14 protein-coding genes are annotated in these 14,778 nt (G+C 53.8%); 12 read left to right on the top strand and 2 right to left on the bottom strand.

Translation table 11 applies throughout. The features are described 5' to 3' along the window. Position 1: 1 nt before the first annotated feature. Complete coding sequence (locus tag KNP02_RS00760) at positions 2 to 436, top strand: GNAT family N-acetyltransferase (RefSeq protein WP_034778154.1); 435 nt, start codon at positions 2 to 4, stop codon at positions 434 to 436. A gap of 30 nt (positions 437 to 466) precedes the next feature. On the opposite strand, the gene rpsT is transcribed toward KNP02_RS00760, so the two are convergent. Next, a complete protein-coding gene (rpsT, locus tag KNP02_RS00755) occupies positions 467 to 727 on the bottom strand; it encodes a 30S ribosomal protein S20 (RefSeq protein ID WP_034778152.1) in 261 nt (86 codons plus the stop codon). 219 nt (positions 728 to 946) lie between these two features. Between rpsT and lepA the strand changes: the two genes are divergently transcribed. The 5 genes from lepA to hemW all read left to right on the top strand — a co-directional run bounded on the left by lepA (position 947) and on the right by hemW (position 7,524). Then, positions 947 to 2,770 carry a translation elongation factor 4 gene (gene lepA, locus KNP02_RS00750; protein ID WP_034778150.1) on the top strand — a complete coding sequence of 608 codons (1,824 nt, stop codon included), beginning with the start codon at positions 947 to 949 and terminating at the stop codon, positions 2,768 to 2,770. Positions 2,771 to 2,877: 107 nt separating this feature from the next. Next, complete coding sequence (gene serC, locus KNP02_RS00745; RefSeq protein WP_214706284.1) at positions 2,878 to 3,951, top strand: 3-phosphoserine/phosphohydroxythreonine transaminase; 1,074 nt, start codon at positions 2,878 to 2,880, stop codon at positions 3,949 to 3,951. Continuing rightward, positions 3,929 to 5,092, top strand: a complete 1,164-nt coding sequence (locus KNP02_RS00740; protein WP_214706282.1) for a 3-phosphoglycerate dehydrogenase family protein — start codon at positions 3,929 to 3,931, stop codon at positions 5,090 to 5,092. Before serC ends, KNP02_RS00740 begins: the two co-directional genes overlap by 23 nt. A gap of 12 nt (positions 5,093 to 5,104) precedes the next feature. Further along, on the top strand, positions 5,105 to 6,289 hold the full coding sequence (locus KNP02_RS00735) for a DUF1015 domain-containing protein (protein ID WP_214706280.1): 1,185 nt from the start codon (positions 5,105 to 5,107) through the stop codon (positions 6,287 to 6,289). 65 nt (positions 6,290 to 6,354) lie between these two features. Next, positions 6,355 to 7,524 (top strand): radical SAM family heme chaperone HemW, encoded by a 1,170-nt coding sequence (hemW, locus tag KNP02_RS00730; protein ID WP_214706278.1) that lies wholly within the window; start codon positions 6,355 to 6,357, stop codon positions 7,522 to 7,524. A 41-nt stretch (positions 7,525 to 7,565) separates the two neighbouring features. On the opposite strand, the gene KNP02_RS00725 is transcribed toward hemW, so the two are convergent. Then, positions 7,566 to 8,171 (bottom strand): DUF1054 domain-containing protein, encoded by a 606-nt coding sequence (locus KNP02_RS00725; protein ID WP_034778142.1) that lies wholly within the window; start codon positions 8,169 to 8,171, stop codon positions 7,566 to 7,568. A gap of 191 nt (positions 8,172 to 8,362) precedes the next feature. On the opposite strand from KNP02_RS00725, the gene hrcA reads away from it, so the two are divergent. The 6 genes from hrcA (at position 8,363) to KNP02_RS00695 (ending at position 14,750) form a co-directional block, all read left to right on the top strand. Then, entirely contained in the window at positions 8,363 to 9,385 is a 1,023-nt protein-coding gene (gene hrcA / locus KNP02_RS00720) for a heat-inducible transcriptional repressor HrcA (protein ID WP_034778141.1), read from the top strand. Positions 9,386 to 9,402: 17 nt separating this feature from the next. Next, entirely contained in the window at positions 9,403 to 9,975 is a 573-nt protein-coding gene (grpE, locus tag KNP02_RS00715) for a nucleotide exchange factor GrpE (RefSeq protein ID WP_214706271.1), read from the top strand. Between the two features lie 29 nt (positions 9,976 to 10,004). After that, positions 10,005 to 11,828 carry a molecular chaperone DnaK gene (dnaK, locus tag KNP02_RS00710; protein ID WP_138859216.1) on the top strand — a complete coding sequence of 608 codons (1,824 nt, stop codon included), beginning with the start codon at positions 10,005 to 10,007 and terminating at the stop codon, positions 11,826 to 11,828. 109 nt (positions 11,829 to 11,937) lie between these two features. After that, a complete protein-coding gene (gene dnaJ / locus KNP02_RS00705; protein ID WP_034778138.1) occupies positions 11,938 to 13,044 on the top strand; it encodes a molecular chaperone DnaJ in 1,107 nt (368 codons plus the stop codon). A 17-nt stretch (positions 13,045 to 13,061) separates the two neighbouring features. Then, a complete protein-coding gene (gene prmA, locus KNP02_RS00700) occupies positions 13,062 to 14,000 on the top strand; it encodes a 50S ribosomal protein L11 methyltransferase (RefSeq protein ID WP_214706264.1) in 939 nt (312 codons plus the stop codon). Positions 14,001 to 14,003: 3 nt separating this feature from the next. After that, complete coding sequence (locus KNP02_RS00695; protein WP_214706257.1) at positions 14,004 to 14,750, top strand: RsmE family RNA methyltransferase; 747 nt, start codon at positions 14,004 to 14,006, stop codon at positions 14,748 to 14,750. Positions 14,751 to 14,778: the final 28 nt, after the last annotated feature.

Raw genomic sequence — 14,778 nt, 5'->3', positions numbered from 1 at the left:
CATGGGATTACAGGAAGTGAGACTCGTGGACGTGATTCCGCTCCGGCATGAAGTGTTACGGCCGGGACAGGCAGTCGAGACATGTTATTTTGAAGGGGATGACGCCGAGACGACACGCCACTATGCCTGGGTCGAAGACGGTCGTGTCGTGTCGATTGCGACCGTGATGGAAGTGGGGCGTGACTTCGACGGCCAGACGGTGCCGTATCAGCTCAGAGGGATGGCAACGGACCCGGCATTTGCTGGCCAAGGAATTGGCTCGTCCTTTTTACAGGCGTTGCATGAAGCGGTCAGTGATTCGTGGTGGTGCAACGCTCGAGCGATCGCCGTCCGGTTCTATGAACGGAACGGATTGGTGACGGTCGGTGACGCGTTCGACATTCCAGGGATTGGACCCCATTATGTGATGAAATACGAAAAAACAGCCGGCTCCTAATGGAGGCGGCTGTTTCGTTTTAGTCTCTAATTAGAGAGCTGCGATGCGAGCTGCGAGACGTGATTTGTCACGACCTGCTTTGTTTTGGTGGATTAGACCTTTTGCTGCAGCCTTGTCGATTTTCTTCGTAGCGAGGACGAAAGCTTCTTGAGCCGCTTCTTTGTTACCTTCTACAACGAGAGTATCAACACGTTTTACTGCTGTACGCATTGCTGCTTTCTCTTGCGAGTTCGCTACGCGACGCTTTTCAGAAGTTTTTGCACGTTTGATTGCTGATTTGATATTTGCCATGTTATTTCACCTCCTGAAACAAGAAAGTGTATGTTCTCATTACTTCAAGTAATCATTCAACAGAACAAGCACAATTGTAGCAAACGGTTATTCGAAAAGCAACCACTTGATGATTATTCTGAAAACTATATGTGGTATTGTTGTAGTAGGTCGTACACATTAACTTAGGATTTTGATATAATGACACGGTATGCATGAGAAGGATAGGTGAACCCATATATGAACAAACAAGAATTAGAGAATCGTCAGAAGAGAATACGGAACTTTTCCATCATCGCCCACATCGACCATGGGAAGTCGACACTCGCTGACCGGATTCTCGAGAGAACTGGTGCGCTCACAGCGCGTGAAATGAAAGAACAGACGCTTGATGCGATGGATCTCGAACGGGAACGTGGGATCACAATCAAATTGAACGCCGTTAAATTGAACTATACCGCAAAAGATGGCGAAGAGTACATCCTTCATTTGATCGATACACCGGGACACGTCGACTTCACATATGAAGTGTCGCGTTCGCTCGCAGCCTGTGAAGGGGCGGTCCTTGTCGTCGATGCGGCTCAAGGGATTGAAGCTCAGACACTCGCGAACGTTTATCTCGCGCTTGATAACGACCTTGAAATCATCCCGGTCATCAACAAGATCGACTTGCCATCGGCTGACGTCGAACGCGTCCGTCAAGAAATTGAGGATGTGATCGGACTTGACGCTAGTGACGCTGTGCCGGCTTCTGCCAAGGCGGGAATCGGGATTGAAGAGATTCTCGAGCAAGTCGTCGAACTCGTTCCACCACCGACTGGTGACCCGTCGGCACCGCTCCAAGCACTTATCTTCGACTCGTATTATGACGCCTATCGTGGCGTCGTCGCCTCGATCCGAATCGTCAACGGTTCGGTCAAAGTCGGGGACAAAGTCCAAATGATGTCGACCGGCAAATCGTTCGACGTGACGGATCTCGGCGTCTCGACACCGAAACCGGTCTCGGTGAAGGAACTGAACGTCGGTGATGTCGGTACGTTATCGGCGTCAATCAAGACGGTCGGCGACGTCCGCGTCGGTGATACGATCACGCTCGCTAAAAATCCATCGACGGAACAGCTCCCGGGCTACCGGAAAATGAACCCGATGGTGTACTGTGGTCTGTATCCGATCGATGCAGCCAAATATAACGATTTACGTGAAGCGCTCGAACGGCTTCAGTTATCGGATGCGGCGCTCGAATTCGAGCCGGAGACGTCACAAGCACTTGGTTTCGGATTCCGCAGCGGATTCCTCGGCATGCTTCACATGGAAATCATTCAAGAGCGAATCGAGCGTGAGTTCGGGATCGACTTGATCACGACGGCGCCATCGGTTATCTATCACGTCACAACGACGGCCGGCGACGTCATCCATGTCGATAACCCGTCGAAAATGCCGGAACAACAAAAAGTCGAGTCGATTGAAGAGCCTTACGTCAAAGCGGCCATCATGACACCGAACGACTATGTCGGTGCCATCATGGAACTTTGTCAGAAGAAGCGCGGCAGCTTCATCGACATGCAATATATCGATACGACGCGTGTCAAAATCACGTATGACATCCCGCTCAGTGAAATCGTCTATGACTTCTTCGACCAGTTGAAGTCGAGCACGAAAGGATATGCGTCGCTTGATTACGACTTGATTGGTTATCGCCCGTCACGCCTCGTCAAGATGGATATCCTCCTCAACAACGAACTTGTCGATGCGCTCAGCTTCATCGTGCACCGCGATTTCGCCTACGAACGTGGGAAGGTCATCGTTGAGAAATTGAAGGCGCTCATTCCGCGTATGCAGTTCGAAGTGCCGATTCAGGCAGCGGTCGGAACGAAGATCGTGGCCCGTTCGACAATCAAGGCGCTCCGTAAAAACGTCCTCGCCAAATGTTACGGCGGCGATATCTCACGGAAACGTAAATTGCTCGAGAAACAAAAAGAAGGTAAAAAGCGCATGAAGATGGTTGGTTCTGTCGAAGTGCCGCAAGAAGCGTTCATGTCCGTCTTGTCGATGGACGAAGAATAATCGTTCGCCCTTATCTACGGATGAGGGCGTTTTTTTCGTATTTGGCAGGATTCGGTGGGCCAGGTACGGAATAGTCCCACTTACAGATAAATAGAGGAGGAGTGGCGGTGCCGATATATAATTTTTCAGCAGGGCCGGGCGTATTGCCAGAACCTGTCTTACGAGAAGTGCAAGCCGAGTTTCTTTCCTATAAACATGGGGTGTCCATCGTCGAGATGAGCCACCGCTCCGACACGTTCGCGACGATCGTCGAGCAGCTCGAGACGAGACTGCGGCGATTGATGCAGATTCCATACGATTACGCCGTCCTGTTCCTTCAAGGTGGGGCGACGCTTCAATTTTCAATGGTGCCGATGAACCTGCGGGAATCGGGTCGCTTCGCCTATCTCGACAGTGGGACATGGTCGAAGAAAGCGATCAATGACGCAAAACACTTCGGTGACGTCATCGTCGTCGGTAGTTCAGCGTCATCCAACTACGACGCAATCCCGGAGTGGCCGGAACATATTCAGGATGTGGATTATCTTCACGTGACGTTGAACAATACGATCGAAGGGACGCGCTATACGACGTTGCCGGATACGAACGTCCCGCTCGTCGCCGACATCTCGTCGAACATTTTAGCGGAAGCGATCGATGTACAGCGCTATGGTCTCTTGTACGCAGGTGCCCAAAAAAATATCGGTCCGGCCGGATTGACGATTGTCATCATCCGTCGTGACTTGGTCACCGAGCGCGATTTGCCGTCGTATCTGGCTTACAGCAAGCATGTCGACACGCTACTCAACACCCCGTCGACGTTCAGTTTATATGTCGCTGAGCGGGTTCTCGCTTGGGTCGAGACCGAAGGGGGCATCGACGAGATGGAACGCCGTAACGAAAAGAAGAGTAAGCTGTTATATGACGCCTTGGATACGTCACCGGTATTTCACGCGCTCGTCTCCGGCAAGGACCGGTCGCTGACGAATATCCCGTTCACGAGCGGAAATGACGCGACGGATGAAGCGTTCCGGCAGTTTGCGGAGATGCGCGGATTGATCGAGCTCGGGGGTCATCGGTCGGTCGGGGGTCTTCGAGCGAGCCTTTATAATGCGATGCCACTTGAAGGTGTGACGCGTCTCATTGACGTGATGCACGAGTTTGAACAGGAGGGACAAGATGTTTCATATAAAAACGTATAACCAAATCGCCAAAGACGGGCTAAGACGCTTCGAACCGAGCGAGTACGCCGTCAATGATGCGGAGCAAGCCGACGCCTGGATCATTCGGAGTCACGATGTCCATGGCGCGGACATCCCGCCCTATTTGCTGGCCATCGCCCGGGCCGGTGCCGGTGTGAACAACATTCCGCTCGAACGGTTGGCTCGTCAAGGCGTCGTCGTGTTTCATACACCGGGTGCGAATGCGAATGCCGTCAAGGAACTCGTGCTCGCCAGCATGCTGTTGTCGGTCCGACCGATTTTAGAAGGGGCGAACTGGGTCAACGGTCATACGTTTTCCGATCAGGCGTCGCTCGAGCAGGCGATGGAAGACGAGAAACGGCGCTTTGTCGGGTCTGAGCTAAGAGGCAAGCGAGTCGGGATCATCGGTCTCGGTGCGATCGGCGCGTCGCTCGCCAACGACTTGCTCCACCTCGGTATCGACGTCGTCGGCTACGACCCGCATTTATCGGTCGACGCGGCGTGGAACATCTCGCAACAAGTGAAGCGGGCGAAGCAGTTGAGCGAATTGCTCGCCGATGTCGATATCCTGTCGATTCATATGCCGCTCACCGATGACACGCGTCACATGATCGACGCGACGTGGTTCAAACAGATGAAACCGGGCGCCACCATCTTAAATTTCGCCCGTGGTGAGCTCGTGAACGATTCCGATTTGCTCGAGGCGCTCGATGAGAACGTGGCGACGTACATCACCGACTTCCCGAAACAGGCGCTGCTCGGACATCCGCAAGTCGTCGCCTTCCCGCATCTCGGGGCGTCGACGCACGAGTCTGAGGTGAACTGTGCGATTCAAGCCGTCGATACGCTCAAACTGTACTTAGAGACCGGTAACATCCGTAACTCGGCCAACTTCCCGAACGCGGAGCTCCCGTATGTCGGCAAGCGGCGTTTGGCCGTGCTCCATTTGAACGTCCCGAACATGGTCGGTCAAATCGCGAGCCGGCTCGCCGAAAACGGCATCAATATCGATAATATGGTCAACCGAAGCCGCAACGATGTGGCCTATACGTTGATCGACATCGACAACCATAAACATGAGACGTTATCCGTGCATGCCCTATATGACATCGAGGGTGTCATGCGCGTCCGCGAATTTTAAGGAGGAATGACCATGGTCGTATTTAAACCGTTTGCCCCGTATATGCCGAAACACCCCGAGGCGGTCGCTGCCGCCCCGTACGATATCGTCACTGTCGAACAGGCGCGTGAAGACGTCGAACAGCGTCCCGATTCTTTTCTTTCGGTCGATAAACCAGAACTGTTCAAGGCGGACATGCCACTCGACGCCTGGGGACGCAGAGCCCGTCATGAGCTCGAACGGCTCTATGAATCAGAATTGACCGAGCGGACACATGGGTTTTATGTTTACCGGCTCACCGATCAAGGGCGTGTCCAGACAGGGCTCGTCGCCACGTTCTCGGTGACCGATTATGAGGCCGGTCGCATCAAGATTCATGAACACACCCGTGCCGCGAAAGAACGCGAACGCGTCGAGCACGTATCGGCGACGAAAGCGCACACTGGCCCGATTTTGATGAGCCACGTCCCGGACGAAGGGTTGCGTCGCATCTTGGACGACGCGACGACAGGAGAGGCGTTGTTCGCCTTCAAGGACAGTGAAGGCGTCATCCATGAAGGCTATGCCGTGCCATCCAAGCATCAAGCACGCGTCATCATGCTCGGGGCCAGCATTCCGGCCATCTATATCGCCGATGGACATCACCGGGCCAAAGCCGCAGCTGTCGTCGCACGGAGCCCGATCCATGAAGGGGAATCGAAACAAGAGCGGGACCACTTCCTCGGCGTCTTGTTCCCGAGCGATGAGCTGACGATTTTGCCGTACCATCGTATTTTGAACGATGTGGCGCCAGAAGAAGTCAGAGCGTTGCTTGACGGTTTAGCTTTCTCGTATGAGATTGAATCGGTGCCTGCCTTACACGTCCCGAACGAACGGGGCACGTTCGGTTTGTCTTACCGGGGCGAGCATTTTATGCTCAAAAAACGGCAGACGACGACGGCACTCGACGTCGCGACGTTGCAACGGGATGTGCTCGAGCCGTATTTCCATGTCAAAGACGTACGGACGGACAAACGAATCGATTTCATCGGCGGCAAAGATGCCACGGCGCGCCTCGCCGACTTGGCTGAACGTGATGACGTCGTCGTGTTGACGTGTCACGCCACGGCGATGGAAGAGCTGATGCGCGTCGCCGACGAGAGCGGTCAAATGCCGCCGAAATCGACGTGGTTCGAACCGAAATTGAAGAGCGGTCTGTTCATTCATCGGTTCGATTGAACGTGCAGAGTGGCGTCCCGGCGTGAAAAGCGTTATAAATGGAAGAGAAGAAAGGGGTGGCCGCCATGGCTAAAGCCGTATATCTTCACATTCCATTTTGTGAACATATTTGTTATTACTGTGATTTCAACAAGGTGTTCTTGAAGAACCAACCGGTTGATGACTATTTAGATGCATTAGAACGAGAAATCAAACTCTCGCTCGAACAATACCCGACCGATACGATTGAGACGATCTTTATCGGCGGCGGGACACCGACCGCCCTCAATGAGGCGCAGATGAAACGACTCATGGACATGGTCGCGCGTCACTTGCTCCCGCTCGCGTCGCCGGACCTCGAATACTCTGTCGAGGCAAATCCGAACTTCGTGAGCGCCGAGAAGCTCGATACGATGAAACAAGGAGGGGTCAACCGCGTCAGTTTCGGCGTCCAGACGTTCGATGACGGTGGACTCGAACGAATCGGACGGACACACCGGGCCAATGACGTGTTCGCGACCGTGACGGAAGCGGCGAAGCGATTCGATAACATCTCGATCGACTTGATGTTCGGCTTGCCGGAACAGACGCTCGAACAGATCGAGCGCGACCTCGATTTGGCGTTCAAGCTCCCAATCCAACACGTGTCTTCCTATTCGTTGATTCTCGAGCCGCACACCGTGTTCGCGATTCAAGAGCGGAAAGGGAAGTTGCGCCTCCCGGGCGAGGACATCGAAGTCGAGATGTACTTGAAAGTGATGGAGACGCTCGAACGTCGAGGCTTGAAACAGTATGAGATTTCGAACTATAGCCTCAAAGGACGGGAGAGCCGTCATAACCAAGTGTACTGGCGCAACGAAGAGTATTATGGCTTCGGGGCCGGGGCGCACAGTTATTTGAACGGGGAGCGTCGAGCGAACATCGCGCCGATTCCGCACTATATCAAGGCGGAAGGGCTGCCGGTTCGCAATACGACGATGCTCGAGACGGTCGAGAAGATGGAAGAGGAACTGTTCCTCGGACTCCGGATGCGCCAAGGCGTGTCGTTTGCGACGTTCGAGTCGAAGTATGGTGTGTCGATGCGTTCGGTATTCGGGCATGTCTTGTCGGAACTCGAGGCAAAACGGTTGATCGAGACGACGGACACACACGTCCGCTTGACCGAATCTGGGCTCCCGCTCGCCAACGAGGCGTTCGCTGCCTTCATCGGCGAGGCACGGATGAGCGACTCACCGGAACAGACATCGATGTCATAACAAACAAGGGCGAACCCGGATTGGGTTCGCCCTTGTTTTGGTTATAAGACAAGATCGCGGTAAATCGGCATGAGCCGGCTGAACGTATCCTCGACGAGCGCTAGGAACGCGGCTTCGTTTTGCAGAATCGACGCATCGGCCGGAAGTTGACGACCGATCAAGAAGTCCGCTTTCTTCACCGTCGCGAACCGTTCTGTGATCGCCTCGATCGATTCAGCTGACGACTCCTCGACTAAGAACGCGTCTTTTTTCATATGATCCCCGGCGATATGGAAGTCCGGGAACTCTGATTTGAAGTCGATCGTCATGAGTCGACGGCCGATCGCTTCTTTGTTCGGCATCTCATAGATGAACGCGAGCCAGATGAAGACCCGGTCGTCGAATAATCCGACTTGGAAATGGGGATGCTTCTTATAGCCGCGTTTGTCATGGCCGATCGCCATCCACGTGTCTTTCGGTGGATTGACCGTCCGACGGGCATGTTTGGCGACATGCAAGTAAAGCGGGACACCGACATCGGCCTCGAGTTGGGGACCGACCTCTTCATAGATACGATGGAACAGCGGTTGAATCTCAGAGCGGATGCCTGCCATGCGGGCATCGAGTCCGTCTTGCGTGAATACGTTAAATTGTTGTGTTGTAAACATCTAATCACCTCAATTCGTATCATACCGAAACTTGAAGAAACATGCATACCGGAAGGCTCTATGGGACTGGAAAAAATGATGCGAATGAATTGACAAATATGGAGAACATGATAATATTTGAAGTGTAATTAGCACTCAGTAAATATGAGTGCTAATAAAGCGAGGCCAATCCTTCAGAGAGGAGTGACGTTGTGCTGACAGAGAGACAATTGCTCATTTTACGAGCCATCATTGATGATTATATTCAAACGGCCCAACCAGTCGGTTCGCGGACGTTATCGAAGCGGGATGACTTGTCATTCAGTTCGGCGACGATTCGGAACGACATGGCTGATTTAGAAGATATGGGTCTGATTGAAAAGCCGCATACGTCGGCCGGACGCATCCCGTCCGAAGTCGGCTATCGGTATTATGTCGACCATCTCGTCGAGACGAAAATCATCGACGAGCGGGAGACGTATCGCCTTGGCGAGCGGCTACGTGCCTCGGCCCAAGAGTCGGAAGTGCTCATCCGTCAAGCCGCCGACCTACTCTCTGACCTGACCAATTATACGACGGTGGCGCTCGGTCCGAACAGCCAGATGAATCGGCTGGCCCGGATCGATTTGATGCCGCTCGACGAAAGGCGTGGCGTTGTCTTGATCGTGACCGACCAGGGCCACGTCGAACATCGGACGGTCGTATTCGACTCTCCGATGGCGCCGGACCTGGTCGAACAGACGATCCGCTTCTTGAACGATCGTCTGAAAGGAACTCCACTCGGTCAGCTGAAGTTCCGGATCGGAGAAGAAGTGTCCAAGCTTCGACTCGCGCATCAGGAACAATTCGAGTTCATGATGCAACTCATTCAATCGACCGTCGGCGTCCAACATCCTGCTTCGCTCTACTTAGGCGGGAAGAAGAACATCTTCAACCAACCTGAGTTCCAGACGCTTGATACGTTGCGTCCGTTCCTTGAATGGATCGACGAGCAGGAGCGGTTGACCGACTGGCTCGAATCGTTGCCAAACCGCGAGATTTATGTGAGCATTGGAAGCGAGAATGGCATCGTCGCGCTTCAAAATTGTAGCGTCATCACGTCCGACTATACGCTCGACGGTCAGACGTTCGGGACGATCGCGATGATCGGACCGACCCGGATGGATTATCGACACGGGGTTCAGATGATGGGACAAATCATTGAGGCGCTCAGGCGAACGAAATTAGAAGAGTGATGGAAAGGAGCCTCATTATGACAACTGACAAACAGAATGGGCCAGAGCCAGAAGAAGTGCTCGAAGAAAAAGATTTTGATCCGAAACAGACGGAAACAGTCGAAGCTGAAGAGGTTTCAAATGATGAGTTTGTGGAAGAAACTTCTGAGGGGACGGATTTACAAAAAGAAATCGACGCGCTCAAGGCGAGCGAGCTCCGCATCCGTGCGGATTTTGACAACTTCCGACGCCGGACGAACGAAGAGAACGCGAAACGCGTGAAATTCGCGTCGCAGACGGTCGTCGAGAAATTGATCCCGCTCATCGACAACTTTGAGCGTGCGCTCCAAGTCGAAGCGAATTCGGACGACGCCAAGCAGATTCAAGCCGGTGTCGACATGATTCACCGCCAATTGCTCGACGTCTTGAACGGTGAGAACGTCGAAGCGATCGAAGCGGTCGGACAGCCGTTTGACCCGAACTATCATCAAGCGGTCATGCAAGAGCCGAGCGATGAGTTCGAATCAGGGATCGTGACGATGGAGCTTCAAAAAGGATACACGATGCACGGGCGCGTCATTCGTCCGAGCATGGTAAAAGTCTCAGAATAACATTACTTAATTAGATGGAGGAATAGACAATGGGTAAAATTATCGGAATTGACTTAGGGACAACGAACTCATGTGTGGCAGTGATGGAAGGTGGCGAAGCGGTCGTCATCTCGAACGCGGAAGGGAACCGTACGACACCATCTGTCGTCGCCTTCAAAGGGGAAGAACGTCAAGTCGGAGAAGTCGCGAAACGTCAAGCGATCACAAACCCGAACACGATCCAGTCGATCAAACGTCACATGGGTACGGCTCATACAGTAGAAGTCGATGGCAAGAAGTTCACGCCGCAAGAAATTTCGGCGATTATCTTACAAAAATTGAAAAAAGATGCAGAAGACTACCTCGGTGAGTCAGTAACAGAAGCGGTCATCACTGTTCCTGCCTACTTCAACGATGCCGAGCGTCAAGCGACGAAAGACGCAGGGAAAATCGCTGGACTTGATGTCAAGCGGATCATCAACGAGCCGACGGCAGCAGCACTCGCTTACGGACTCGACAAAGGTGAAGACCACACAATCTTGATTTATGACCTCGGTGGCGGTACGTTCGACGTGTCGATCCTCGAACTTGGCGATGGTGTCTTCGAAGTTGTGGCTACTGCAGGGGACAACCGTCTCGGCGGTGACGACTTTGACCAAAAAGTCATCGACTACCTCGTAGCTGAATTCAAAAAAGAGAACGGCATCGACCTCGCACAAGACAAGATGGCGCTCCAACGTCTAAAAGACGCAGCTGAAAAAGCGAAGAAAGACCTTTCAGGCGTGACAAGCGCACACATCAGCCTTCCGTTCATCACGGCCGGAGCTGCTGGTCCGCTTCACCTTGAAACGACGCTCACGCGTGCGAAATTCGATGAGTTGACAGCCGACCTCGTCGAGCGCACGATGGAACCGACACGCCGTGCCTTGAAAGACTCTGGGCTCACACCATCTGACCTCGACAAGATCATCCTCGTCGGTGGTTCGACACGTATCCCAGCGGTCCAAAAAGCAATTCACGACTTCACGAAAAAAGAGCCGTTCAAAGGTGTCAACCCGGATGAAGTTGTTGCTCTCGGTGCAGCCATCCAAGGTGGTGTCCTCGCTGGTGACGTCAAAGACGTCGTCCTTCTCGACGTGACTCCGCTCTCGCTCGGTATCGAGACGATGGGTGGCGTGATGACGAAGTTGATTGACCGTAACACGACGATCCCGACTTCGAAATCACAAGTCTTCTCGACGGCAGCTGACAACCAGCCGGCCGTAGACATCCACGTCCTCCAAGGGGAACGCCCGATGGCGCCGGATAACAAGACGCTCGGCCGCTTCCAATTGACGGACATCCCGCCGGCACCACGCGGTGTGCCGCAAATCGAAGTCAAATTCGACATCGATGCGAACGGAATCGTTCACGTATCGGCGAAAGACCTCGGTACGAACAAAGAGCAGTCGATCACGATCCAATCGTCTTCAGGTATCGATGAGGCTGAAATCGAGCGCATGGTAAAAGAAGCGGAAGCGAACGCAGAAGCGGACAAACAGCGTAAAGAAGAAGCCGAACTCCGCAACGAAACGGACCAACTCGTCTTCGCGACAGACAAAGCGATCAAAGACCTTGGCGACAAAGTCGATGCGGCTGACAAAGAACGTGCTGAAGCGGCGAAAGAAAAAGCCAAGTCAGCACTCGAAGGCACAGACCTCGAAGCAATCCGTACGGCGAAAGACGAATTGTCAAACGTCGTTCAAGAATTGACGCAAAAAGTATATGCGAACATGGCTGAAGAGCAAGGTGCTGAAGGTGCCGAGACACAGACGGAAGCGAAAGACGACAACGTCGTCGACGCGGAGTTTGAAGACCTCGACGATCGTAAATAAGGCAACCGATAGATAGGAGAGCGCCAAAGCAGGTTTCTGCTTTGGCTCTTTCCATGTTAAGGTAGATTCGGTAGAATCTTAGTTTAGACAGTGTAGAGGAGAGAGTAACGTGGCGAAACGAGATTATTATGAAGTGCTTGGCCTGGATAAATCGGCCTCGGCACAAGACATCAAGCGGGCATATCGTAAGCTCGCACGACAATATCACCCAGACATCAACCAAGAGCCGGATGCGGCCGATAAATTTAAAGAGCTCGGAGAAGCGTATGAAGTGCTGTCAGACGAGCAGAAACGGGCCCAGTATGACCGCTTCGGTTTTGAAGGGGCCAGCCAATTCGGTGGCGGTGGCGACTTCCAAGGTGGCTTTGGTGACATCTTTGACATGTTCTTCGGTGGCGGCGGACGTCGTCAAGACCCGAACGCTCCACGTCGCGGCGAAGATTATCAATACGTCGTCGATCTCGATTTCATGGAGAGCGTGACCGGTAAGACGGAAACAATCGACCTCGAGATCGAAGTGGAATGTGACACGTGCATGGGCAGCGGTGCCAAACCAGGGACGAAACCAGAGACGTGTGGCCGTTGTGGCGGTAGCGGCGTCGAGACGGTTGAACAGAACACGATTCTCGGGCGGATGGTCAACCAGCGGACGTGTAGCCAATGTCACGGCAGCGGGAAGACGATCAAAGAAAAATGTGAAACGTGCCATGGTTCTGGCCACGTCAAGAAACAGAAGCAAGTCGAAGTCAAGATTCCAGCCGGGATTGACAACGGCCAACAAATCCGTCTCTCCGGTAAAGGCGGCCCAGGTTATAACGGCGGGCCAGCCGGTGACCTATACATCGTCGTCCGCGTCCGGGCCCACGAGATCTTTGAACGGGTCGACCAACACATCACGATGGAGATGCCGGTCACATACGCACAAGCAGCACTCGGTGCCGAGCTAGAAGTGCCAACCGTCCACGGCAAGGTGAGCCTAAAAGTACCAGCCGGCACGCAGACCGGGTCGAAATTCCGCTTGCGCGGCAAAGGGATGCCGAGCGTCCGCGGCGGCGGCAACGGCGACCAGTACGTCAATATTGTCGTCATGACGCCGACGAACATGACCGACCGTCAAAAAGAACTGCTTCGTGAGTTCGAAGAGATTAGCGGGGAAGCAGGCGTCGAAGAACAGCACGGCCTGTTCCAAAAAATGAAGAAGTTTTTTAGCCAGTAAAAGGAGCGTGTGAAACGATGAAATGGTCTGAAATTTGTGTCCACACGACACAGCAGGCAGTCGAAGCCGTATCGAACTTATTACATGAAGTGGGGGCACAAGGGGTCGTCATCGAGGACGTCGAGGACTACGACCAGATGATGGCCGAAGACCATTTCGGAGAGATTTGGGACGTTTCGGGACGCGAATCGTATCCGACGTCCGGCGTCTACGTGAAAGCGTACGTCCCGGCGTCGGGTGATTTCCAAGACACCCTCGCCGCGTTCAAAAAAGAAGTGGACGGGTTGCGTCATATGCTCGACATCGGCACCGGCGAAGTGACGGTCGTCGAGATGGACGAAGAGGACTGGGCCCATTCGTGGAAGCAATACTACAAGCCCGTCAAAATCTCGCAACATCTCACGATCGTCCCGCTCTGGGAAGATTATGAGCCGCAACCTGAAGAGAACGTCATCTTGCTTGACCCGGGCATGGCGTTCGGGACGGGCACGCATCCGACGACGATGCTGTGTATTCAAGCAATCGAGAATTATATTGAGCCGGGTGACCGCTTGATCGATGTCGGTACCGGATCCGGTGTACTCGCCATCGCCGCGGCGAAGCTTGGCGCCGAACGTGTCGAGGCGCTTGATTTGGATGCGGTCGCCGTCGAATCGGCGCGTCAAAACGTCGAGACGAATGATGCCCAAGACGTCGTCGACGTGAAGACGGGAGATCTGCTGAAAGGGATGACGGGCGAGTACGACCTCGTCGTCGCCAACATTTTGGCCGACGTCATCATGCTGTTCATCGATGACGCGTACGCACGCGTCAAGTCGGGCGGTTACTTCATCACGTCGGGCATCATCGGACAGAAGCGCGCCGAAGTGACGGAAGCGCTCAAGGCGTCTGGATTCGCGATTGAAGAGACACGGGTCATGGAAGATTGGGTCGCCATCATCGCGAAGAAAGGGTAAGCCATGCAACGATACTTTTTACAACGTGAAGCGTTTGGAAGCGATCTCGTCGAATTGCCGTCCGACGTCGTGCATCACATCGGCACAGTGCTTCGGGGAGGTCCTGGGTATCAACTCGTGCTCTTGGACGGGACCGGATTTGAATACGTGGCCGAAGTGGTGACGCTCGATAAGAAGTCCGGTACGGCACGCGTCGTCGAGAAGCGGGAAGCGACGACCGAACTGCCGGTTGACGTGACGCTCGCCTACGCGATCCCGAAAGGGGATAAAGTCGAACTCGTTGCCCAAAAAGGCACCGAGCTCGGTATGCATCATCTGTTGGTGTTCGAGTCGAAGCGCTCGGTCGCCAAATGGGACGCCAAGAAGGTGCCGAAAAAGCTGGAACGGCTCCAAAAAATCATGCAGGAGGCGGCCGAACAGTCGTACCGCGCCGTCGTCCCGACATGTGCTTATCTCACCCCAAAAGAGCTAACGGCTCGTTTCAATGCATATGATGCGGTCGTTCTCGCGTACGAAGAGGTGGCCAAACACGGAGAGGGTTCCGCGTTTGCGACGGTGTTGACATCCGCTCGACCGGGCTCGAAGCTCCTGCTTCTCGTTGGTCCAGAAGGCGGCTTCGATGAAGCGGAAGTGGCCGGTTGGATCGAGGCGGGTGCCGTACCTTGTGCGTTCGGTCCGCGTATCTTGCGTTCGGAAACGGCTCCGCTCTATGCGCTCTCAGCTATTTCCTTCGCCCTTGAATTGAATTGATACACCATACAGATAGCTCTCGCACATG

This window comes from Exiguobacterium sp. s40, assembly GCF_018617905.1.
Lineage (GTDB): Bacteria > Bacillota > Bacilli > Exiguobacteriales > Exiguobacteriaceae > Exiguobacterium > Exiguobacterium mexicanum_A.
This window is presented reverse-complemented; position numbering and strand designations above follow the sequence as displayed.